This is a genomic window from Micromonospora yasonensis (assembly GCF_026013475.1).
GTDB lineage: Bacteria > Actinomycetota > Actinomycetes > Mycobacteriales > Micromonosporaceae > Micromonospora > Micromonospora yasonensis.
Window position 1 is genome coordinate 21,381 of record NZ_JAPDPH010000042.1, and the last position, 20,995, is coordinate 42,375.

Genomic DNA, 20,995 nt, shown 5'->3' on the forward strand with positions numbered 1-20,995 from the left:
TCGGTCAGCCGGTCAGCATGGCGGTGCGCACCAGCACCAGGCCGAGCAGCGCCACCGCGATGATCGTGCCGCCCGCCGCCTGGAACAGGGTCCGCCGCATCCGTGGCGCGTACGCCAGGGCCAGCGCCATCACCGCGCCAGCGACCAGGCCGCCCAGGTGGCCGGCGATCGAGATGTGCGGCACGGTGAAGGTGAAGACCAGGTTGATCACCAGGATCGGCACGATGGCCGAGGTGTCCCGTCCGAGCCGGCGCATGATCACGAAGATCGCGGCGAACAGGCCGAAGATGGCGGTCGACGCGCCGGCCGAGGTCTGGTTCGGCGCGCTGAACAGGTAGACCGCGACGTTGCCGCCGAGCCCGGCGACCAGATAGAGCGCGAGGAAGCGCAGCGGGCCGAGCACCGCCTCCAGAGTCCGGCCGAGCACCCAGAGCCCCCACATGTTGAGCAGCAGGTGCGGCAGGCCGTAGTGCAGGAACATCGCGGTGACCAGCCGGTACCACTCGCCGGAGGCGATGCCGTGGACCGGGCCGAAGGGGACGTACGAGGCGTAGGCGAGCACGGCACCCCAGTTGGTCAGCGGCGTGGAGCCGCTGATGGCCGCTTCCGTGACCCTGTTCCCGGCCGAGGCGAGGGAGAGGAGCATCACCAGCACGTTCAGGGCGATCAGCGTCTTGGTGACGTAGCCCTGGCGGCCGGCGGCACCGCCCCCGAAGGCGGTACGCGCCGGCCGCACGCTGCGGCGTCCCTCGCTGACGCATTCCGGGCACTGGTGCCCGACCGAGGCCTCCCGCATGCACTCGGGGCAGATCGGCCGGTCACAGCGGGTGCACCGGACGTAGGTCGCCCGATCGGGGTGCCGGTAGCAGACCGGTGCGGTCGGCACCGGTCCGTCGGTGGCGTCACCTGCCTGCCCGGAGCGCTGAGTCATGCGAGCAAAGGTACCTGCGTAACGCTCAGGCCGGCTTGTGCTCGATCTCGACGCGCTCGATGACGACGTCCTGGAGCGGGCGGTCGCTCGGGCCGGTCGGGGTGTTCGCGATCGAGTCCACGACCTTGGCCGACTGCTCGTCCGCCACCTGGCCGAAGATGGTGTGCCGGTTGTTCAGGTGCGGCGTCGGGGACACCGTGATGAAGAACTGCGAGCCGTTGGTGCCCGGCCCGGCGTTCGCCATCGCCAGCAGGTACGGCCGGTCGAAGCGCAGCTCCGGGTGGAACTCGTCGGCGAACTTGTAGCCCGGGCCGCCACGACCGGTACCGGTCGGGTCGCCCATCTGGACCATGAAGCCGCTGATCACGCGATGCGAGATGGTGCCGTCGTAGTACGGCCCGCTGCCCGGCTGGCCGGTGCGCGGGTCGATGTACTCCCTGGTGCCCTCGGCCAGCTCCAGGAAGTTGCGGACGGTCTTCGGCGCGTGGTTCGGGAAGAGCTCCAGCCGGATCGGGCCAGCGTTGGTGTGCAAGGTGGCGTAGACAGCCTCGGCCACGGGTACTCCTCACTTGTTGGTCAGTTCCATGCGGATCCTCCCATGTGCCCGATCTGGCCGTGCGGAGGCATCCGAAGGTGGAGGATGACGGAGGAACAAACTCCCAGGAGGTGGGACCGTGTTTGGAATCGGGCGGCGCAAGACCCAGGGGCAGCTCGCGAAGGCCGAGCTGAACCAGGGCATCGGTCACCTGAGGCAGGCCGCGACGCACGCGGCGAAGGGTGCCGGCGCCACGGTCGGCCCGCGGGTCCAGGCAGCCCGGGGTGCCGTCGCGCCCACCGCGGTCATGGTCCGGGACCGGGCCTCGACCGGGGTCGCCTCGACCGTCGCGGCGCTCGCGCCGCTGGTCATGGCCATGCGCAACGCGCAGGCCGAGGCTGCGGGCCGGACGACGAAGGGCCGGAAGGCCGCCGCTGCCAAGCCGGCCGCCGTGTCGAAGAAGGTCAAGGCCAAGAACATGAAGATCGCCAAGAAGAAGCAGAAGAAGTCGCGCGGCATGATGGCCGGCCTGCTGGCCGCCGGCACGGTCGCCGGCCTGGCGGGGGCGATGGCCATGCGCCGCCGCCGCGAGCAGTTGGAGTGGACCGAGTACGACCCGGCCGGCAACCTGGAGCCGATGCGCGAGGACGTGGACACCATCATGGTGGAGACCCCCGACCCGACCGCGAAGGTGACCCAGGCCGGCGCCGGCGGCGCGTCGACCGCCAAGGCGAGCAGCCAGCCGGTGATCCAGTCGACCGACAAGGTTCCCTCGGTCGCCGAGGGCGCCCGGGACGTCTCCGGCCGCCCGGCCGACGACGTCACCAAGGCGCTGAACACCGAGAAGAACACCGCCAAGGCCAGCGGCCGCCGCTGACCCGGCGGGCCACGCAAAGCGCCGGCCGCGTGGGGTACGCCCCGCGCGGCCGGCGCTTCGACGTGTCGGTGCGGGCTCAGAGCCAGCCGTTGCGGCGGAACAGCCGGTACAGGGTGAACGAGGACACCAGCATCAGCGCCCAGACGCCCGGGTAGCCGTAGGTCCAGTCCAGCTCCGGCATGTACTTGAAGTTCATGCCGTAGATGCCGGCGATCGCGGTCCACACCGCCCCGATGGCGGCCCAGGCCGCGATCTTGCGCATGTCGTTGTTCTGGTCGACGGTCACCTGGGCCAGCCGGGCCTGGAGGATCGAGTTGAGCAGGTCGTCGTACGAGTTGACCTGCTCGACCGTACGGCTGAGGTGGTCCTGCACGTCCCGGAAGTAGCGCCGTACCTCCTGCGGCACGTCCCGGTTCATCTGCGAGGTGAGGGTGAGCAGCGGGCGCTGCAGCGGCACCACCGCCCGCTTGAACTCCACCAGCTCCCGCTTCATCTGGTAGATCCGCTGGATGCGACCGCTGCCCTGCCGGTCGAAGACGTCCGCCTCCAGCACATCGAGGTCGTCCTCCAGCCGGTCGGCGACCTCCAGGTAGAGGTCCACCACCCGGTCGGTGACCGCGTACGCGACCGCCCACGGGCCGTGCTCCAGCAGGTCCCGCTTCGCCTCCAGGTCGGCCCGGACCGCCGACAGCCGGCAGGCGTCCCCGTGCCGGACGCTGATCAGGAAGTTCGGCCCGATGAAGAGCATCACCTGGCCGGTCTCCACCACCTCGGAGTTCTCGGTCAGCTCGGTGTGCTCGCAGTAGCGGGCGGTCCGCAGCACCAGGAAGGAGACGTCGCCGAAGCGCTCCAGTTTGGGGCGCTGCTCGGCCTTGACCGCGTCCTCCACGGCCAGCTCGTGCAGCCCGTAGGTGGCCGCGATGGCGCTCATCTCGTCCAGCTCCGGCTCGTGCAGGCCGATCCAGACGAAGGCGTTGCGCGCCTTGGCGGCCGCGGCCAGCGCGTCGGCGTAGTGCCAGTCGCCGGGCATGCGCTTGCCGTCGACGTACAGGCCGCAGTCGACGATCCCGCTCCGGCCGGGACCGGCCGGTTGGGGGGTACGCGGGGAGCCGTCGGCGTTGAGGATGCGGGACATGGCGCGGACCGGTGCCGCCCAGGCCCGTGGCCTGAGCCCCCGGCCGCCGTTCTGTCCGGCGGTGCGGTCGCGTGCCACTCGGTCGGTCATCTCGCCCCCTCCCCACGATGCTGCGGCTTGCAGGTTACGCCGATTCGGGCGAACCGCAGCGTGGGCGAGCGCGGCGGTGCGGGGACCGGTGCGAGGCTCGTCACTCGACGGGTGGCGCCGGGCGGGCCGGCCGCGTCAGGGGGGTGAGGGGCGACACGGCCCACCCGGCACCCTTGGGGGGCGGGAGTGGTGCTGCCGCGCCGAGCGGTCCGGGCGGGGGCGAGATGCGGCTCCCCGGTCGACGGACCCGTCACCGAAGAAAGGGTGAACGGCGCTCGCAGCATTGTGTGCCGCCGGCCGGCCCAGCGGGAGGGCTGAGCCGGCCACCATCGTCAAACTGTCGGAAACCCGACAGAAATTCAGCCCCGAACGGCCGCCATCGCCTCGGCGAGCCGCCGGACACCCTCGTCGATCCGGTCCGCGGTCACCGCGGAGAAGGCCAGCCGCAGCGCGTGCCGGCCGCCCTCGATCAGGAAGTCACTGCCCTTGACCACCGCGACGCCGCGCTCGGCGGCCGCCGGGGCGAGCCGGTCCACCTCGACGTCCTCCGGCAGCTCCACCCAGAGGAAGTAACCACCGTCCGGCTCCACGAACCGGGCCTCCGGGATGTGCCGCCGCAGCGACTCGGCCAGCACCCGGGCCCGCTCGCCGAGCGCGCTCGACACGGTACGGATCGACCGCTCGACGTCCCCCGAGACGCAGAACTGGTGCACGATCGCCTCGGACACCATGCCGGGCGAGATGTAGAGGTTGGTGGCCTTCTTGGCGATCGACGCGATCAACTCGGCCGGGCCGACCAGGTAACCGACCCGGACCCCGGGGCAGACCGTCTTGGTGAAGCTGGAGGCGTGCACCACCACGCCCCGGGTGTCCATCGACAGCATCGACGGCAGCGGCTCGCCCCGGAACCGGATGTCCGCGTACGGGTCGTCCTCGAAGATCGTGAAGTTGTACTCGGCGGCCAGGTCGAGCAGCTCCCGGCGCTTCTCGAGCGAGAGGGTCACGCCGGCCGGGTTCTGGTAGTTCGGGATCACATGGGCCAGCCGCGGCCGGACCCCCGACTCCAGCAGCTTGCGCAGCTCGGCGGTGTCCAGACCGTCCGGCTGGATGGTCACCCCGTGGATCTCGCCGCCCATCTGCTGGAGGTTGAGCAGCGTCCGGTCGTACGTCGGGCGCTCGACAACCACCGCGTCGCCCCGGCGGACCAGGTGGTCGAAGAGGAAGGCGTCGGCCTGGAGCGAGCCGTTGGTGATCAGCACCTGATCGGCCTCGACGCCGTGCTTCTCCGCGATCCACTTGCGCAGGGGCGGGTAGCCGACGGAGGTGCCGTACGCCGTGATCCCGGCGGGGTCGGCGTCGAAGGCGCGGACGGCGGCGGCCTTGAGCCCCTCGACATCGACGATGTCCAGCGAGGGAGCGCCACGGGCGAAGGAGATCAACTGCTCGGCGGTCATGCGCACGAGCCTAGGGCCTGGTCCGGGCGGTCCGGCCGGCATACACGCGAAGTTCAACATGCGGGCGGTCGATCCGCCCGACCGGCCGATACGGGACCCGAAGCGGGCTCGCGAACACCCCGTCCCGGGGGCCCCGCGGGGCCCCGGCCGACGTCTTGCGGATCAGACCGTCGTCGTGGCGTGCCGGCCGGCCCAGACCCGCATCAGGTCGCGCACCGAGATCACCCCGGCCACCTCGCGGCCGTCCAGCACCACCAGGTGCCGGAAGCCGCCCCTCGCCATGGCCGCCGCCGCTTCCTCGACCGTCCAGTCCGGACCGGCGTAGACGACGTCCCAGGTCAGGTGGGACCCGGTGCACTCCACGTCCGGGTCGAGCCCGGCGCCGATGGCGTTGAGTACGTCACGTTCGGTCATGATCCCGATCCCCTCGGAGTCTGGGTCGATCACGACCGCCGACCCGACCCGGCGGGCCGACATCATCCGGGCCGCCTGGCGGAGCGTGTGCTCCGGGCCGACCACGAGCACCTGGCTGGACATCGCTTCCCGAACCTGCATCACACATCACTCCTTCGGGACGGTGGCACCGGTACGGACATGGTGCGCCATCGATGCGTACCGGGACAAGACCGGGCATCGCCGCGAACGGCTCCCACTCGCTACTGTCGGTCCTGTGCCCACCGAGCCTCTCCGCTGCGCCGGCGCGCTGATCGTGGACGACGACGGCCGCATCTTCATCCAGCGTCGGTCCCCCGAGCGACGGCTCTTCCCGAACTGCTGGGACATCGTCGGCGGCCACCTCGAACCGGGCGAGACCGTCGAGGAGGCGCTGCGGCGCGAGGTCGCCGAGGAGACCGGCTGGTCGGTGTCGCACGTGCTGGGCCTGGTCGGCGAGTACGCCTACACCGCCGACGACGGGCTGGCCCGGGTGGAGACCGACTTCCTGGTACGGGTGGACGGCGACCTGAGCCGCCCCACCCTGGAGGCCGGCAAGCACACCGAGTTCCGCTGGCTGGCCGAGCGGGAGGTCGAACTGCTCGACGAACACCGTGACGTCAACGACGGGCTGATCCGGCGGATCGCCGAGGACGGCTTCGCCGCGCTGCGCTCGATCGGTCTGTGAGCGCGACCGTCGAGCTGCCACCGCACCGGTCCGCCGTGCCGGCCGCCGAGGAGCGCGTGCCGGTGCTCGCCGTACCTGGCCGCCCGGCCGGGCTGAACCACGGATGACGGCGGGCGGCCGACCGGCCGCCGGTATCCTCCACCGGTGACGAGCAGTAGTACTGAGGAGGAAGCCGGCATGATCGGGATGGTCCTCGCGGCCGGCGCGGGACGGCGCCTGCGCCCGTACACCGACACCCTGCCCAAGGCCCTGGTGCCGGTCGACGGCGAGACCACCATCCTGGACATCGCGCTGCGCAACCTCGCCGAGGTGGGGCTCACCGAGATCGTGATCGTGGTCGGCTACGCCGCCGACGCGGTCCGCGAGCGGCAGGCGGCGCTGGAGGAGAAGTACGGCGTCAGCCTCACCCTGGTGCACAACGACAAGGCCGAGGAGTGGAACAACGCGTACTCCCTCTGGCTGGCCCGGGAGCACTTCTCCCGCGGCGTGCTGCTGGTCAACGGCGACACCGTGCACCCGGTCAGCGTGGAGAAGACCCTGCTGGCCGAGCGCGGCCCGGGCATCCTGCTGGCGATCGACAACATCAAGGCGCTGGCCGAGGAGGAGATGAAGACCACCTTCGACGCCGCCGGCCAGCTCACCCGGATCACCAAGCTGATGGACCCGCTCGACGCGTACGGCGAGTACATCGGGGCGACGCTGATCGAGCCGCAGGTGGCCGACGCCCTCGCCGACGCCCTGGAGGCGACCTGGCGGCGCGACCCCAACCTCTACTACGAGGACGGCTACCAGGAGTTCGCGGACCGGGGCGGCGAGGTGCGGGCGGCGCCGATCGGCGACGTGGCCTGGGTCGAGGTGGACAACCACGCCGACCTGGCCCGGGCCCGGGAGATCGCGTGCCGCTACTAGCCCGGACCATCCTCACCCCGCTGCACATCGACGTCCGGCGGGGCGCGGTGGCGGACCTCGCCGCGATCCTCGTCGACGGCCGGATCTCGGCCGGGGGCGACGTGGCGGTGGTGGTCGGGCCGGGGCAGGGTGAGCAGATCGCCGAGCTGATCCGGCCGTCGCTGCGCTCGGCGGACGTGTTCACCGTGGCCGGCGGCACCCTGGACGCCGCCGACGACCTCGGGGCCAAGCTGCGCCACCGGTCGTACGACGCGGTGGTCGGCATCGGCGGCGGCAAGACCATCGACGTGGCGAAATACGCCGCCACCCGGCGCGGGCTGCCCATGGTCACCGTGGCGACCGGCCTGGCCAACGACGGCATCGCCTCCCCGGTGGCCAGCCTGATCACCGACGGGATCAAGGGCTCGTACGGGGTGCACATCCCGATCGCCGTGATCGTCGACCTGGACTTCGTCGAGGCCGGCCCAGAGCGGCACAACCGGGCCGGGATCGGCGACGTGGTGAGCAACATCAGCGCGCTGGCCGACTGGGAGCTGGCCCGGCAGGTACGCGGCGAGCCGGTCGACGGGCTGGCCGCGTCGCTGGCCCGGATGGGCGCTGAGGCGGTGCTGGCCCATCGGGGTGACATGGGTGACGACGCGTTCGTCACGGTGCTGGCCGAGGCGCTGATCTCCACCGGCCTGGCCATGGCGGCCTGCGGTACCAGCCGTCCGGCCAGCGGCGGCTGCCATGAGATCATGCACGCCATCGACGCGCTCTACCCGGGCACCGCCTCGCACGGTGAGCTGGCCGGGCTCGGCGCGCTCTTCTGCACCTTCCTGCGCGGCGACGAGCGCCGGTTCGCGGAGATGTCCGCCTGCCTGGCCCGGCACGGCCTGCCCCGGCTGCCGGCCGAGGTCGAGCTGACCGACGACCAGTTCGTGGAGGCGGTGCAGTTCGCGCCGGCCACCCGGCCGGACCGCTACACCATCCTCGAACACCTCGCGATGTCGCCTACCGAGACGCGGGAGCGGCTGGCAGACTACGCCGATGCACTCCGCGACCGCCTTGGCTGAGCCCCGCCCCACCGTCGCCGACTTTCACCGGATCAACCGGGGAGGCGGCCTGTTCAGCGAGTCGATCAGCCAGTGGATCGGCGCGGTCTTCGCGTTGGTCGCGCAGCGGCTCGGCCTGCGCCCGACCGCGCTGACCATCACCAACCTGGTGCTCGGCCTGGCCGCCTCGGTGACCGTGGTCGCGCTCGCCGGCAAGGTCGCCGCCGGGGCCGTGCCGGCCTGGGCCGTCGGGCTGCTCGCCCTGGTCGCCTGGCAGATCGCGTACGCGCTGGACTGCGCGGACGGGCAGCTCGCCCGGGTGACCGGGCAGAGCAGCCCGGCCGGCGCCCGGGTCGACGTGCTCTGCGACGTGGCCGCCCAGATCGCCCTGGTCACGGCGCTGGGGGCGACCGTCGTGGCGCAGCGCCCGTCGACGCCGGCCTGGCTGGTGGCGGTCTTCGCCGGCACCTGGATGGTCAACCTGGTGACCTCAGTGATGCAGGCCGGACCGAACGCGGCCAGCATGGTCACCTCGACCTCGCTCCCGGTACGCCTGGTGAAGCTGGTCCGGGACTACGGCGCGGTGATCTTCCTGGCCGGCCTGGTGCTCACCTTCGCCCCCGCGCTGACGGTGTGGGTGGTCGTCGCCTTCACCATCGTCAACGGTGGCTTCCTGCTCGCCAGCATCGCCTTCTCCGCCCGCGCCTCCCTCCGCTGACTGCTCGCGCCCTCGCGCCCTCGCGCCCGCCCGCCGGTGGGCGAGGCGGCAAGTTCGGGGAAACTGCTGCCTCCGGGCGGCCGGAGGCGGCAACTTCCCCGAAGTCGCATGACGCGGACGAGCGGGCAGGCGGCGGGCCGCCGGATCAGCGGGGGCGGGGGGTGGCGGTGAGGTCGGCGTAGATGTCGATGAGGCGCTTGGTGACCACGTCTGGGTGGAAGATCCGCTCGTAGCGGGCCCGGGCGGAGGCCGCCAGGGCGGCCGCGCCGGCCCGGGCGACCGGCAGGGCGGCGGCCAGCGCGGCCGGCTCGGGTGCGACCACCCAGCCGGCTTCGCCCGGCTTGATGCCGTCGGGGATGGCCGGGCGGTGGGAACCGCCGGCGGGGGCCGACGCCACCTCGGCCGGGCCGGTGCCGGCCGGCTCCCGGGGGGTGTCCGCGCCGACCAGGTACGGGATGCCGCCGAGCGCGGTGCCGAGCACCGGCCGGCCGCTGGCCAGCGCCTCGATGATCACGGTGGGCAGCACGTCGTGCCAGGTGGAGGTGGCCAGCACCACGGCGCTGGCGGTGAGCGCGGCGCGTACCCCGGCCCGGTCGAGCTGGCCCAGGTAGAGCACGTCCGGCCGCTCGGCGGCGGCCGCCTCGACCAGTGGGCGCAGCTCGCCGTCGCCGGCGATCCGCAGCGGACCCAGCGCGCCGACCGGGTGCCGCCGCCACGCCTCCAGCAGCAGGTCGAGCCCCTTCTCCGGGCTGAGCCGGGCCAGGTAGAGGAAGCCCTCGCCGAGCGGCGCCGGGGCGCCCGGATCCGGGACCGCGTTCGGCTTGACCACGATCCGCTCGTCCGGGATGCCGTAGTCGCGCAGGTGGTCGGCGACGGCGCTGGTCAGCGCGATGAACCGGTCCACCGACCGCCAGGTGGGCCGGTGCACGGCCAGGGTGGTGGCCATCAGCGCGCTCTGCGCCCGGGAGCCGCGGTAGCAGCGGTGCACGATCGCCGGCACGCCCAGTGCCCGGCCCCGGCAGTCCTGGCAGATCACGCCGTCCCGGAAGTAGAGCCCGGAGGAGCAGACCTGGCGGTAGTTGTGCACCGTCTGCACCACCGGCACGCCCCGCTTGTGCGCGGTCCGCACCACCCAGGGTGAGAGCAGGGGGTACGGGTTGTGCAGGTGCAGCACGTCGGGCCGGTGCTCGGCGAGCAGCCGGTCCAGGTCGTGCTGGGCCTGCGGCGCCCAGATCGGGGAGATCGGCAGCAGCGCCTTGGCCGCCGGGGACATCGCGGGGATCTCGTCGGAGCTGCGCAGGAACGGCAGCACCTCGACCCCGGCAGCGGTGAGCTGCTCGATCTCGGCGTCGACGATCGTGTTCTCGCCGGAGGGCTGGGCTTCCCGGTACCGGTTGTGCGCCACCACGATTCTCACGGCAAAGAAGGCTACCGTTGTACGGTGCCCGAACTACCGGAGGTCGAAGCGCTCGCCGGTTATCTGCGCGAGCGGGCGGTGGGCCGGCGCGTCGAGCGTGTCGAAATCGCCGCCATCAGTGCCCTGAAGACGTACGACCCGCCGCCCAGCGCGATGGCGGGCCGGGCGGTGGTCGGCGCGGGCCGGCACGGCAAGTTCCTGGACGTGATCTTCGACGGCGGGCTGCACCTGGTGGTGCACCTGGCCCGGGCGGGCTGGCTGCACTACCGGGAGGCGTTCCCGTCAACCGCCCCGCTGCGCCCCGGCAAGGGCCCGATCGCCCTCCGGGTACGCCTCGACGACGGTTCCGGCTTCGACCTGACCGAGGCGGGCACCCAGAAGAAGCTGGCCGCGTACCTGGTGACCGACCCGGCGCAGGTGCCCGGGGTGGCGAAGCTCGGCCCCGACGCGCTCGCCGCCGACCTGCCCACCTTCGCCGAGCGGCTCCGCAGCCGGCGGGGCCAGGTCAAGGGGGTGCTGACCGACCAGGCGGTGCTGGCCGGGGTCGGCAACGCGTACTCCGACGAGATCCTGCACGCGGCGAAGCTGTCCCCGTTCGCGATCACCGACCGGCTCGGCGACGACCAGTTGGCGGCGCTGCACGCGGCGACCCGGACGGTGCTGGGCGACGCGGTCCGCCGCTCGATGGGGCAGCGGGCCGCCGAACTGAAGGGCGAGAAGCGCTCGGGGCTCAAGGTGCACGCCCGGACCGGGCTGCCGTGTCCGGTCTGTGGCGACATCGTGCGGGAGGTTTCGTTCGCCGATTCCAGCCTCCAGTACTGCCCCACCTGCCAGACCGGCGGCAAGCCGCTCGCTGACCGTAGGTTGTCCCGACTCGTACGGTGAGTAATTCCACTCTCCGATTACGGAGAGGAATCGACCCCTGATCGCCGAACCTCCCACTACGCGCCTCTACCGGGGCCGCCATCCATCGGTATAGTGGCTCGGTCCCCGGCTTCACAACCGATACGGAGCCGGCCAGATCCCCGCGAGCACCGACGGACGGGACTTCGCCCTGGGCGGCCGTCCGGCCCGGGCCCGCGTGGGAGACTGGAACGGTGGGCGACCCGGGTCCTCACGGCGCGTGAGGGCGTGGGTCATGCGGGAGGACATGGGTTGAGGTGACGACAAGCCTCCAGCGCCCGGTAACCAACACAGGCCGGAGCAAGAGCGTGCGGCACGTCGACAGCTTCGAGATCCAGCCGCCGACTCCGCCGTCGCACAACGGCGTACCCCGGTCGGCGTGGGCCCGCGCCCGGCGTCGGGTCTCCCGCTGGCACCGCCCGTACATCGCGATTCTGCTGCTGCTCGACTTCGGCGCGGCGGCCCTGGCCAGCTTCCTGGCCATCCAGATCTTCGAGCAGGCCGCCTCGGGCTTCAAGGACGCCCCCCAGTCGTGGTTCTACACGGTCGCGTTCCTGCTGCTCCCGCTCGGTTGGTTGATCATCCTGTGGGGCAACCGGGCGTACGACCGGCGTTATCTCGGCCTCGGACCGGACGAGTTCAAGCGGGTGATCCGGGCCGGCGTGGCGGTCGCCGCCACCGTCTCCTTCATCGCCTTCGCGACCAAGACCTCGCTCTCCCGGTGGACGGTCGGCTTCGCCCTGCTCGGGGCGATGCTGCTGATCCTGCTCGGCCGGATGGTCGCCCGGGCGACGCTGCACGCGATCCGCCGTGGCGCCGGTCAGGCCGGGCACCGGATGGTGCTGGTCGGCACCCTGCCGGAGTGCCTGGAGGTCCACACCGCGGTCACCCGCACCCCCAGCGCCGGCCTGGTGCCGGTGGCCATCCACCTCACCGACGGGTACGCCGCCGCCCGCGGCATCGAGACCCCGGTGCCGGTCTACGCCGGCCGGGACGTGCTCGCCCTGGTGCGGGAGGTCGGTGGCGACACCATCGCGGTCTGCGGCTCGGCCAGCGCCGAGCCGGGCGAGCTGCGCCGGCTGGCCTGGCAGCTGGAGGGCTCCGGCGTCGACCTGGTGGTCGCGCCGCAGCTCACCGACATCGCCGGCCCCCGGGTGCACATCCGCCCGATCGAGGGCCTGCCGCTGCTGCACGTCGAGGAGCCGACGCTGTCGGGTCCGGCGCTGCTGGTGAAGAACCTGATGGACCGGGTGGCCGCCGGGCTGGGCCTGATGCTGCTGATCCCGCTCTTCGCCGCGATCGCGATCGCCATCCGGATCTCCGACCCCGGTCCGGTCTTCTTCCGGCAGCCCCGGGTCGGGCACGAGGGGCGGACCTTCCGGGTCTGGAAGTTCCGCACCATGTACGTCGACGCCGAGGAGCGGCTGGCCGGTCTGGTCGACCAGAACGAGACCGACGGCATGCTGTTCAAGATGAAGCAGGACCCCCGGGTCTTCCCGGTCGGCCGCTTCCTGCGCGCCTCCTCGCTGGACGAGCTGCCCCAGCTGATCAACGTGCTGTGGGGCGAGATGTCCCTGGTCGGGCCGCGGCCGCTGCCCGCGGACGACGGTGACTTCCTGGGCGACGTCCGGCGCCGGCTGCTGGTGCGGCCGGGCATGACCGGGCTGTGGCAGGTCTCCGGCCGCTCGGACCTCTCCTGGGACGAGGCGGTCCGGCTCGACCTCTACTACGTCGACAACTGGTCGCTGGCGTACGACCTGAGCATCCTGTGGCGGACGGTCGGCGTGGTGCTGGCCCGCAAGGGCGCCTACTGACCCCTTGGCGGGCGCGCCCGCAACGGCGAGGATCTGGGCCGTGGGTGGCAACCTCTCCGCCGTCTTCGGCGTGGTCTCGCTGGTCAGCGCGCTCGGTGCGGCACTCTGGGCGGTGCTGCGGCTGCGCGGCCGGCGGGGCATCGCGACGGCCACCCAGCGGGCCACCTATGAGGTGCTGCACACCGCCGGCCTCGCTGCCGAGCCGCTGCGGGCCGGGCTGAGCGGCACCGGCGCGGCGAAGGCCGTACGCCATCTGCGGACCCTGGTGGGCGCGGCCGGGCTGGCCCTGACGGACCGGGAGGTCCTGCTCGCGCTCGACGGGCGCGGCGCGCACCACGGCGACCAACTGCTCGCGGCGGCCCGGAAGGCGGTCGGCACCGGGCGGTCGACCGTGCTGCGCGAGTCGGAGCTGCACTGCGACCTGGTGGACTGCCCGGTACGCGGCGCGGTGGTGGCCCCGCTGAGCGCGGACGGCCGGGTGGTCGGGGCACTGGTGGCGGTCGCCGACGGGCAGCCCGCCCCCGGGCTGGTGCAGGCGACCCTGGAGACCGCGCACTGGGCCGGCGATCAGCTCGCCCTCGCCGAGCTGGACTCGTCCCGGGAACGCCTGGCCCGGGCCGAGGTACGCGCGCTGCGTGCCCAGATCAGTCCGCACTTCATCTACAACGCGCTGACCGCGATCGGCTCGTTCGTCCGGACCGATCCGGAGCGGGCCCGGGAGCTGATCCTGGAGTTCGCCGAGTTCACCCGCTACTCCTTCCGGGCGCACGGCGAGTTCACCACGCTGGCCGAGGAGCTGCGCTCGATCGACCGGTACCTGACCATCGAGCGGGCCCGGTTCGGTGAGCGGCTCCAGGTGCGCCTGCAGATCGCCCCGGAGGTGCTGCCGGTGACGCTGCCGTTCCTCTGCCTCCAGCCGCTGGTCGAGAACGCCGTCCGCCACGGGTTGTCCCGCAAGCCGGGCACCGGCATGGTGAGCATCGAGGCCCGGGACGCGGGTGCGGAATGTCACATAACGGTGGAGGACGACGGAGTGGGGATGGATCCGACGACGCTGACCGCCGGGATCGCCGAGCTGGCCGGTGCCGGCAGCGACCCGACCGACGACCCCGGCCAGCACGTCGGCCTCTCGAACGTCGACGAGCGGCTCCGGTCGGTCTTCGGGGACCGGTTCGGCCTGGTCGTCGAGACCGGTCTGGGTTCGGGTACGAAGGTGAGCATGCGGGTGCCGAAGTTCCACCCCGGCGTACGGGCCGGCTCGTGACCATGAACGCGACCGGGTTTCTCCGGGTGCTCGCCGTGGACGACGAGCCGCCGGCGCTGGACGAACTGGCGTACCACCTGCGCGCCGACCCGCGGGTGGCCCGGCTGCACACGGCCGGGGACGCGACCGAGGCGCTGCGGGTGCTCCGCGACGGCGACGTGGACGTGGTCTTCCTGGACATCCGGATGCCCGGGCTGGACGGCATGGAGCTGGCCCGCGTGCTGCGCCGGTTCGCCCGGCCGCCGGCGATCGTCTTCGTCACCGCGTACGACGACGGCGCGGTGGACGCCTTCGACCTGGGCGCGACGGACTACGTGCGCAAGCCGGTACGGGCCGAGCGGCTGGCCGAGTCGCTGCGCCGGGTGATCGGCTCCCGGGTGGTCCCCTCGCACCCGGCGGCGCTGGCCCGGGCGGAGGAGGACCCGACCATCCCGATCGAGCTGGCCGGTACGACCCGGATGCTGCCCCGCTCGGCCGTGCGCTGGGTGGAGGCGCAGGGCGACTACGCGCGGCTGCACACCAGCGACGGGTCGCACCTGGTCCGGGTCTCGCTGGCCACCCTCGCCGAACGCTGGGCCGACGCGGGCTTCGTCCGGATCCACCGGTCGTACCTGGTGCAGCTGAAGCTGATCGCCGAGCTGCGGCTGGTCAACTCCGGCTACGTGGTGGTGATCGACGGGACCGAGCTGCCGGTGAGCCGCCGGCACACCCGGGAGTTGAAGGACAAGCTGGTCCGGGCGGCGAAGCAGGACTGGAACCGCTGAGTCGGCACGCGAGCGCTCAGAAGATGTCGGCGACCGGGAGCACGAGCGGGAACGGATCGTCCGTCCGGTACGTCTCGGGCGCGGCGAGCATGGCCACCTCCCGGTAACCGGCACCCCTGGCATCCCCACCGGTTGTCCACAACGACCCGGCCGTTGTCCACCGGGTTATCCACAGGAGTGACGCGTTCTCCACAGGTTGTTCACAATGCGCGCCACCGATCTCCACCGCTGCTCCCTACAGTCGGACGGCATGAAGGAACGCCGGGTACTGGTGGTCGAGGACGAGCGGACCATCGCGGAGTCGGTCGCCGCCCGCCTGCGGGCGGAGGGCTTCACCGTCGACATCGCCGGGGACGGCCCGAGCGCGGTCGAGAAGTTCCGGGCCGGGCAGCACGACCTCGTCGTCCTCGACGTGATGCTGCCCGGCTTCGACGGGCTGGAGGTGTGCCGGCGGATCCAGGCCGACCGGCCGGTGCCGGTGCTCATGCTCACCGCCCGGGACGACGAGACGGACCTGTTGGTCGGACTGGCCGTCGGAGCCGACGACTACCTGACCAAGCCGTTCTCGATGCGGGAGCTGGCGGCCCGGGTGCACGTGCTGCTGCGCCGGATGGACCGCGTGGTCAGCGTCCCGCCGGCCACCCTGCGGCTGGGTGACATCGAGATCAGCCCGGCTGAGCGGCGGGTGGTCAAGGATGGCGCCGAGGTGCACCTGACGCCCACCGAGTTCGACCTGCTGGTACATCTGGCCGGCCGGCCGCGTACGGTGCTGCCCCGGGAACGGCTCCTCGCCGACGTCTGGGGCTGGGCCGACGGCTCCGGCACCCGTACCGTCGACAGCCACGTCAAGGCGCTGCGCCGCAAGCTCGGCGCGGACCTGATCCGGACGGTGCACGGCGTCGGGTACGCGCTGGAGGTCCCGGCGTGATCGGCCCGCTGGTGGACTGGCTGAACGATCACCTGCCCCGCCCGCTCGACCCGGTCCGCTCGATCAAGATGAAGCTCGGCGTCCTGCTGGTCGCCTCCTGGGCCGTCGCGGTCGGCTACTTCTGGTACGGCGTCGGCTGGCTCCCCCCGGGCACCGCGCTGACCGCGATCGGCATCGCCCTGCTCACCGCCCAGGTTCTCGCCCACGGCATGACCTCGCCGCTGCGCGAGATGACCGCCGCCGCCGGGACGATGGCGCGCGGCGACTACACCCGTCGGGTCCGGGCCACCTCGCGGGACGAGGTGGGCGAGCTGGCGCACGCGTTCAACAAGATGGCCGGCGACCTGGCCGCCGCCGACCAGCGCCGGCGCGAGTTGATCGCGAACGTCTCGCACGAACTGCGTACGCCGATCAGCGCGTTGCAGGGCGTGCTGGAGAACCTGGTCGACGGGGTGGCCACCCCGGAACCGGCGGCGCTGCGCGCGGCGCTGGCCCAGACCGAGCGGCTCGGCCACCTCGTCGCCGACCTGCTCGACCTGTCCCGGATGGACGCCGGGGTGGTCCCGCTGCGCCGGGTGCGGATCGACGTCGCGGACTTCCTCGACGAGGCGGTGGAGCACGCCACCGCGACCGCCGCCGGCACCGGGCAGGAGGTGCACTTCCGCCTCCGACCGCCGGCCGCGCCGCTGACCGTGCACGCCGACCCGGGGCGGCTGCACCAGGTCTTCGCCAACCTGCTCGACAACGCCGCCCGGCACAGCCCACCCGGCGGGACGGTGCTGGTGGCCGCCGAGGAGCGCGCCGGGCAGCTGTACGTCGAGGTGACCGACGAGGGCGACGGCATCCCAGCCGCCGAGCGGTCCCGGGTGTTCGAACGGTTCACCCGGGGCGAGCGGGCCGCCGGGGGCGGGACCGGGTTGGGCCTGGCCATCGCCCGCTGGGTGGTCGAGCTGCACGGCGGCACCATCCGGGTCGCCGACCCGCCCGCCCCGGCACCGGGTGCCCGGGCCGGCTGCCGCATCGAGGTCACCCTTCCGGGTACCGAAACCGTCCGAGGAGAGGCCGCATGACCAGCGCACCCCTGCCCCGTCCGACCGGCCCGCACCCGTACGCGGCCCCGCCGCCGGTCGCCCGTCCCGCACCGCAGCCGTCCGACTGGGAACGGCGCTGGCCGGGCGCGACCGGGGCGGCCCGACCGGTGGTGCTCGGCGCGGTGGCGGTGGCCGCCGCGGTGGGCGCCTCGGTGGTGCCGCTGGACCGGCCGGGCCTGGGTTGGTTGGTCGCGGCGGTCGCGGGGGCCGCCGCGCTCGGCACGGCCGCCGTCGCCCGGCCCCGGCCCGCACCGCCCGCCCCGGCGGCCGGGGCGCCGCAGGTCGGCGTACCCGGAAAGGCCGGGACCACCGAGGTCGCCCGTCCCGACGCCACGGGGGCGCCGGGTCGGGCGGCCCGGCTGGTCTGGGCGGTCGCGACCGTCGCCCTGGTCGGGGTCGGCACGGTACGTGCCGCCAGCTGGCTCTTCGCGCTCTGCCTGCTCGCCGCCATCGGCACCGCCTCGCTCGCGGTGGCCGGCGGGCGTACGCCACTGGGCCTGCTCACGGCCGGTCTGCTGCCGCCGGTGGCCACCCTGCGCGCGCTGCCCTGGGCAGCCCGGGGACTGCCCCGGCCCCGGCCGGACGGGCCGAGCCTGGGGCGGACGCTGGTCAGCGTGGTGGTCACCGTCGCGCTGCTGCTCCTGTTCGGGCTGCTCTTCGCCTCGGCCGACGCGGTCTTCGCCGACCTGGTGGCCGGGGCGCTGCCCGACGGCTCCACGCCGGGCGCGCTCGGCTGGCTGGTCCGGCTGCTGCTGGTCGGGGCGGTGCTGCTCGGCGGGGCGTACCTGGTGACCGCGCCGCCCGACCTGGAGCTGCGGGCCGGATCGGCCCGGGTGGTCCGGCGGCTGGAGTGGGTGCTGCCGCTGGCCCTGCTCGACGCGCTCTTCGCCGCGTTCGTGCTGGTGCAGCTCACCGTGCTGTTCGGCGGCTCCGGGCACGTGCTGAGCACGGCCGGCCTGACCTACGCCGAGTACGCCCGGGGCGGCTTCTGGCAGCTTCTCGCGGTCTCCGCGTTGACCCTGCTGGTGATCGCCGGCGCGGTGCGCTGGGCGCCCCGGCGCACCCGGGCGGACCGGGTGCTGATCCGGCTGCTGATCGGCGGGCTGACCGGGCTCAGCCTGGTGATCGTGGCCTCGGCCCTGTACCGGATGCAGGTCTACACCGACGCGTACGGGGCGACCCGACTGCGCCTGGTGGTGGCGACCGTGGAGCTCTGGCTGGGGCTGCTGTTCGTGCTGGTCGGGGTGGTCACGGTCCGGCTCCGGGGTGCCTGGCTGCCGCGGCTGGTGCTGGGCGCCGGGGTGGTCGCCCTGCTGGGGCTCGCCGTGGTCAACCCGGATCGGCTGATCGCCGAGCGCAACGTCGACCGGTGGCAGCGGATCGACCGGCTGGACGTCGAGTATCTGTCCCGGCTCTCGGCCGACGCCGTACCGGCGCTGGACCGGCTGCCCGAGCCGCTGCGGTCCTGCGCGCTACGTGAGATCGCCGCGCAGCTGCCCGAGGACGGTTGGCGGGCTGCCAACGTGGGCCGAGCGCAGGCCCGGGCAGTGTTCGGGGCGGAGCGGGCGGCGGTCGCGGGGACCCCCTGCCCTTGACATTCCCATTGATCAGGCCAGACTGCCGGGGATGGCCGGAGGCGAGGAGCAGGACGCCCCGGAGCGCCCCACCGCGGCCGCTCCGGTCCCGGTGCCGCGCGCTCCGGCACCGCCCCGGCGTACCCGGATCGTGCTGGCCGAGGCTGCCCGGCCGGGCAGCCGGGCGGACCGGACCCGCTCCGAGCTGGCCCAGCAGACCCGGGTCGGCGAGACCCTGGTCCAGGGGCTGGTCCGGGCTCAGCTCACCCTGGCGCTGCGGTTGAGCCTGCTGGTACTGATCGGGCTGGGCGGGCTGCCCTGGCTGTTCGCCATCGCGCCCTCGGTCGGGCGGGTCACCGTGCTCGGGATCAACCTGCCGTGGCTGCTGCTCGGGGTGGTCGCCTTCCCGTTCCTGATCCTGGTCGGCTGGGCGTACGTGCGGCTGGCGGAACGGAACGAGCAGGACTTCACCGACCTGGTCCAGCGGCCGGAGCGCTGACGTGGGCAACGGCTACGTCGTCCCGGCGATCGTGGTGGTCACCCTGGTCACCGTCGGGATCGGCTTCTACGGGCTGCGGCTGGCCCGGACCACCTCCGACTTCCTGGTCGCCTCGCGGGCGATCAGCCCGACCTGGAACGCCGCCGCGATCGGCGGGGAGTACCTGTCGGCGGCGAGCTTTCTGGGCGTGGCCGGACTGATCCTCAAGTACGGCGTGGACGTGCTCTGGTACCCGGTCGGCTTCGCCGCCGGCTACCTGGCCCTGCTGCTCTTCGTGGCCGCGCCGCTGCGCCGGTCCGGGGCGTTCACCCTGCCGGACTTCTGCGAGGTGCGGCTCGGCTCGCGATGGCTGCGCAAGCTGGCCACCGTCTTCGTGATCTTCATCGGCTGGCTCTATCTGGTGCCGCAGCTCCAGGGCGCGGGCCTGACCCTGGCCACGGTCGCCGGCTCGCCGTACCCGGTGGGGGCACTGCTGGTCGCGGTGGTGGTGACCGCGAACGTGGCGCTGGGCGGGATGCGGGCGATCACCTTCGTCCAGGCGTTCCAGTACTGGTTGAAGCTGACCGCGCTCGCCGTACCCGCGATCTTCCTGGCGTTGCAGTGGCAGGCCGACGCCCGCCCGGCGGTGACCCCGCCCGACGGGCCGGCGTTCCGGACCGCGGTCACCGTCGTGGTCGAGCACCGCGCGACCCTCGCCTTCCCCGACGGCGACGTCCGGGAGGTACGCCCCGGCGACCGCCTGGACTTCGCGGCCGGCGACCCGGTGCCGGAGGTCTCCGGCACGGCCACCGACGCGGCCGACTGGCTGCTGCCGGACACCGCCGGGGACGACGACCGGGGACTCTTCGCGACGTACTCGCTGATCCTGGCCACCTTCCTGGGCACCATGGGCCTGCCGCACGTCCTGGTGCGCTTCTACACCAACCCGGACGGCGCCGCGGCCCGCCGCACCACCCTGGTGGTGCTGGCCCTGGTCGGTGTCTTCTACCTGCTGCCCACCATCTATGGCGTGCTGGGCCGGATCTACACGCCGCAACTGCTGGTCACCGGGCAGACCGACGCGGTGGTGGTGCTGCTGCCCACGGCCGCGCTCGGCACCGGCACGGTGGCCCGGTTGCTCGCCGCGCTGGTCGCGGCCGGGGCCTTCGCGGCCTTCCTCTCCACCTCGTCCGGCCTGCTCACCAGCGTCGCCGGGGTGATCTCCACCGACGTGCTCGGCCGCGGCTCGGTACGCGGCTTCCGGCTGGCCACGGTGATCGCCGGCGGGGTGCCGGCGGTGCTCGCGCTGAACGTCTCGGGCCTGGACGTCTCCCAGGTGGTGGGGCTGGCCTTCGCGGTGGCCGCGTCGAGCTTCTGCCCGCTGCTGGTGCTGGGCATCTGGTGGCGCGGGCTGACCGACCTCGGCGCCGCCGCCGGGGTGCTGGTCGGCGGCGGCGCCGCGGTCGGCGCGGTGCTGGTCACGGTGCTCGGGCCCCCGCTGAGCGGCTGGCCGGCCACGCTGACCACCCAGCCGGCCGCGTGGACGGTGCCGCTGGCGTTCACCGTGATGGTGGCGGTGTCGGTGGCCACCCGGCGCCGCCTGCCGGCCGACGTCGGGGTGACCATGCTCCGCCTGCACGCCCCGGAGACGCTGCGCCTGTAGCGCCCCCGAGGCCGCTCAGCAGGCGTCGGCGCCGACGCAGAGCCGGTCCGCCATCGGTTTCGCGAAACGGCGGGCGTCGGCCGCGGTGGCCTGGTGGTCGAGCCGGAGTTGGGCCACCAGATCACCCTGGCGGACGAACAGCCAGCGGCTCGGGATCCCCTCGATCTCGCCGGCCACCAGGACCGAGTCCGCACCGCCCAGCCCCTCGGCCAGGATCGACAGCGAGTCGCCCGAACGGGCCGGTATGCAGCCGGTGGCGATCCGCCGGACCCGCTGCATCACCGTCTCGGCGTTGC

General features: G+C 73.1%; 21 protein-coding genes and 1 pseudogene. 14 read left to right on the top strand and 8 right to left on the bottom strand.

What is annotated here, in order from left to right:
• Window positions 1–4 precede the first annotated feature (4 nt).
• Together ONA70_RS11870 and ONA70_RS11875 are read right to left on the bottom strand one after the other, a co-directional pair.
• A complete protein-coding gene (locus ONA70_RS11870) occupies window positions 5–931 on the bottom strand; it encodes a rhomboid family intramembrane serine protease (RefSeq protein WP_265006440.1) in 927 nt (308 codons plus the stop codon).
• Window positions 932–956: 25 nt separating this feature from the next.
• Window positions 957–1,487, bottom strand: a complete 531-nt coding sequence (locus ONA70_RS11875; protein ID WP_265006441.1) for a peptidylprolyl isomerase — start codon at window positions 1,485–1,487, stop codon at window positions 957–959.
• 118 nt (window positions 1,488–1,605) lie between these two features.
• On the opposite strand from ONA70_RS11875, the gene ONA70_RS11880 reads away from it, so the two are divergent.
• Complete coding sequence (locus ONA70_RS11880; protein ID WP_265006442.1) at window positions 1,606–2,343, top strand: hypothetical protein; 738 nt, start codon at window positions 1,606–1,608, stop codon at window positions 2,341–2,343.
• 76 nt (window positions 2,344–2,419) lie between these two features.
• Here ONA70_RS11880 and corA read toward each other — a convergent pair whose 3' ends face one another.
• The 3 genes from corA to ONA70_RS11895 all read right to left on the bottom strand — a co-directional run bounded on the left by corA (window position 2,420) and on the right by ONA70_RS11895 (window position 5,577).
• Window positions 2,420–3,568: a magnesium/cobalt transporter CorA gene (gene corA / locus ONA70_RS11885; protein WP_265006443.1), complete on the bottom strand. Its 1,149-nt coding sequence runs from the start codon at window positions 3,566–3,568 to the stop codon at window positions 2,420–2,422.
• A gap of 359 nt (window positions 3,569–3,927) precedes the next feature.
• Entirely contained in the window at window positions 3,928–5,022 is a 1,095-nt protein-coding gene (locus ONA70_RS11890) for an aminotransferase-like domain-containing protein (protein WP_265006444.1), read from the bottom strand.
• Between the two features lie 162 nt (window positions 5,023–5,184).
• Complete coding sequence (locus tag ONA70_RS11895; RefSeq protein ID WP_265006445.1) at window positions 5,185–5,577, bottom strand: CBS domain-containing protein; 393 nt, start codon at window positions 5,575–5,577, stop codon at window positions 5,185–5,187.
• Between the two features lie 115 nt (window positions 5,578–5,692).
• Here ONA70_RS11895 and ONA70_RS11900 point away from each other — a divergent pair, with 115 nt between their 5' ends.
• The 4 genes from ONA70_RS11900 (at window position 5,693) to ONA70_RS11915 (ending at window position 8,803) form a co-directional block, all read left to right on the top strand.
• Window positions 5,693–6,142: an NUDIX hydrolase gene (locus ONA70_RS11900; protein ID WP_265006446.1), complete on the top strand. Its 450-nt coding sequence runs from the start codon at window positions 5,693–5,695 to the stop codon at window positions 6,140–6,142.
• Between the two features lie 177 nt (window positions 6,143–6,319).
• Window positions 6,320–7,051 (top strand): phosphocholine cytidylyltransferase family protein, encoded by a 732-nt coding sequence (locus tag ONA70_RS11905; protein ID WP_265006458.1) that lies wholly within the window; start codon window positions 6,320–6,322, stop codon window positions 7,049–7,051.
• The gene (locus ONA70_RS11910) at window positions 7,039–8,106 is read left to right on the top strand and encodes an iron-containing alcohol dehydrogenase family protein (protein WP_265006447.1); all 1,068 of its coding nucleotides are present in this window, start codon (window positions 7,039–7,041) and stop codon (window positions 8,104–8,106) included. Before ONA70_RS11905 ends, ONA70_RS11910 begins: the two co-directional genes overlap by 13 nt.
• Window positions 8,081–8,803 carry a CDP-alcohol phosphatidyltransferase family protein gene (locus ONA70_RS11915; protein ID WP_265006448.1) on the top strand — a complete coding sequence of 241 codons (723 nt, stop codon included), beginning with the start codon at window positions 8,081–8,083 and terminating at the stop codon, window positions 8,801–8,803. The genes ONA70_RS11910 and ONA70_RS11915 overlap by 26 nt, the downstream gene beginning before the upstream one ends.
• Before the next feature lie 145 nt (window positions 8,804–8,948).
• On the opposite strand, the gene ONA70_RS11920 is transcribed toward ONA70_RS11915, so the two are convergent.
• Window positions 8,949–10,220: a glycosyltransferase family 4 protein gene (locus ONA70_RS11920; RefSeq protein ID WP_265006449.1), complete on the bottom strand. Its 1,272-nt coding sequence runs from the start codon at window positions 10,218–10,220 to the stop codon at window positions 8,949–8,951.
• Between the two features lie 24 nt (window positions 10,221–10,244).
• Here ONA70_RS11920 and ONA70_RS11925 point away from each other — a divergent pair, with 24 nt between their 5' ends.
• The 4 genes from ONA70_RS11925 to ONA70_RS11940 all read left to right on the top strand — a co-directional run bounded on the left by ONA70_RS11925 (window position 10,245) and on the right by ONA70_RS11940 (window position 14,965).
• Window positions 10,245–11,105: an Fpg/Nei family DNA glycosylase gene (locus ONA70_RS11925; RefSeq protein WP_265006450.1), complete on the top strand. Its 861-nt coding sequence runs from the start codon at window positions 10,245–10,247 to the stop codon at window positions 11,103–11,105.
• Window positions 11,106–11,431: 326 nt separating this feature from the next.
• Complete coding sequence (locus ONA70_RS11930) at window positions 11,432–12,937, top strand: sugar transferase (protein ID WP_265006451.1); 1,506 nt, start codon at window positions 11,432–11,434, stop codon at window positions 12,935–12,937.
• A 40-nt stretch (window positions 12,938–12,977) separates the two neighbouring features.
• Complete coding sequence (locus ONA70_RS11935; protein WP_265006452.1) at window positions 12,978–14,201, top strand: sensor histidine kinase; 1,224 nt, start codon at window positions 12,978–12,980, stop codon at window positions 14,199–14,201.
• Window positions 14,202–14,203: 2 nt separating this feature from the next.
• On the top strand, window positions 14,204–14,965 hold the full coding sequence (locus ONA70_RS11940; protein ID WP_265006459.1) for a LytR/AlgR family response regulator transcription factor: 762 nt from the start codon (window positions 14,204–14,206) through the stop codon (window positions 14,963–14,965).
• A gap of 16 nt (window positions 14,966–14,981) precedes the next feature.
• Here the strand turns inward: ONA70_RS11940 and ONA70_RS11945 are convergent, their stop codons facing one another.
• Window positions 14,982–15,191 carry a hypothetical protein gene (locus ONA70_RS11945; RefSeq protein WP_265006453.1) on the bottom strand — a complete coding sequence of 70 codons (210 nt, stop codon included), beginning with the start codon at window positions 15,189–15,191 and terminating at the stop codon, window positions 14,982–14,984.
• 24 nt (window positions 15,192–15,215) lie between these two features.
• Here ONA70_RS11945 and ONA70_RS11950 point away from each other — a divergent pair, with 24 nt between their 5' ends.
• The 5 genes from ONA70_RS11950 (at window position 15,216) to ONA70_RS11970 (ending at window position 20,699) form a co-directional block, all read left to right on the top strand.
• Window positions 15,216–15,893: a response regulator transcription factor gene (locus tag ONA70_RS11950; RefSeq protein ID WP_265006454.1), complete on the top strand. Its 678-nt coding sequence runs from the start codon at window positions 15,216–15,218 to the stop codon at window positions 15,891–15,893.
• Between the two features lie 68 nt (window positions 15,894–15,961).
• Window positions 15,962–16,963 carry a sensor histidine kinase gene (locus ONA70_RS11955; RefSeq protein WP_265006460.1) on the top strand — a complete coding sequence of 334 codons (1,002 nt, stop codon included), beginning with the start codon at window positions 15,962–15,964 and terminating at the stop codon, window positions 16,961–16,963.
• Entirely contained in the window at window positions 16,960–18,579 is a 1,620-nt protein-coding gene (locus tag ONA70_RS11960) for a DUF4153 domain-containing protein (RefSeq protein ID WP_265006455.1), read from the top strand. The genes ONA70_RS11955 and ONA70_RS11960 overlap by 4 nt, the downstream gene beginning before the upstream one ends.
• A 31-nt stretch (window positions 18,580–18,610) precedes the next feature.
• Window positions 18,611–19,057: a hypothetical protein gene (locus ONA70_RS11965; protein WP_265006456.1), complete on the top strand. Its 447-nt coding sequence runs from the start codon at window positions 18,611–18,613 to the stop codon at window positions 19,055–19,057.
• 1 nt (window position 19,058) lies between these two features.
• Complete coding sequence (locus ONA70_RS11970; protein ID WP_265006457.1) at window positions 19,059–20,699, top strand: sodium/solute symporter; 1,641 nt, start codon at window positions 19,059–19,061, stop codon at window positions 20,697–20,699.
• Window positions 20,700–20,714: 15 nt separating this feature from the next.
• Here the strand turns inward: ONA70_RS11970 and ONA70_RS11975 are convergent.
• A pseudogene (locus ONA70_RS11975) lies at window positions 20,715–20,995 on the bottom strand (hypothetical protein); the annotation flags it as partial.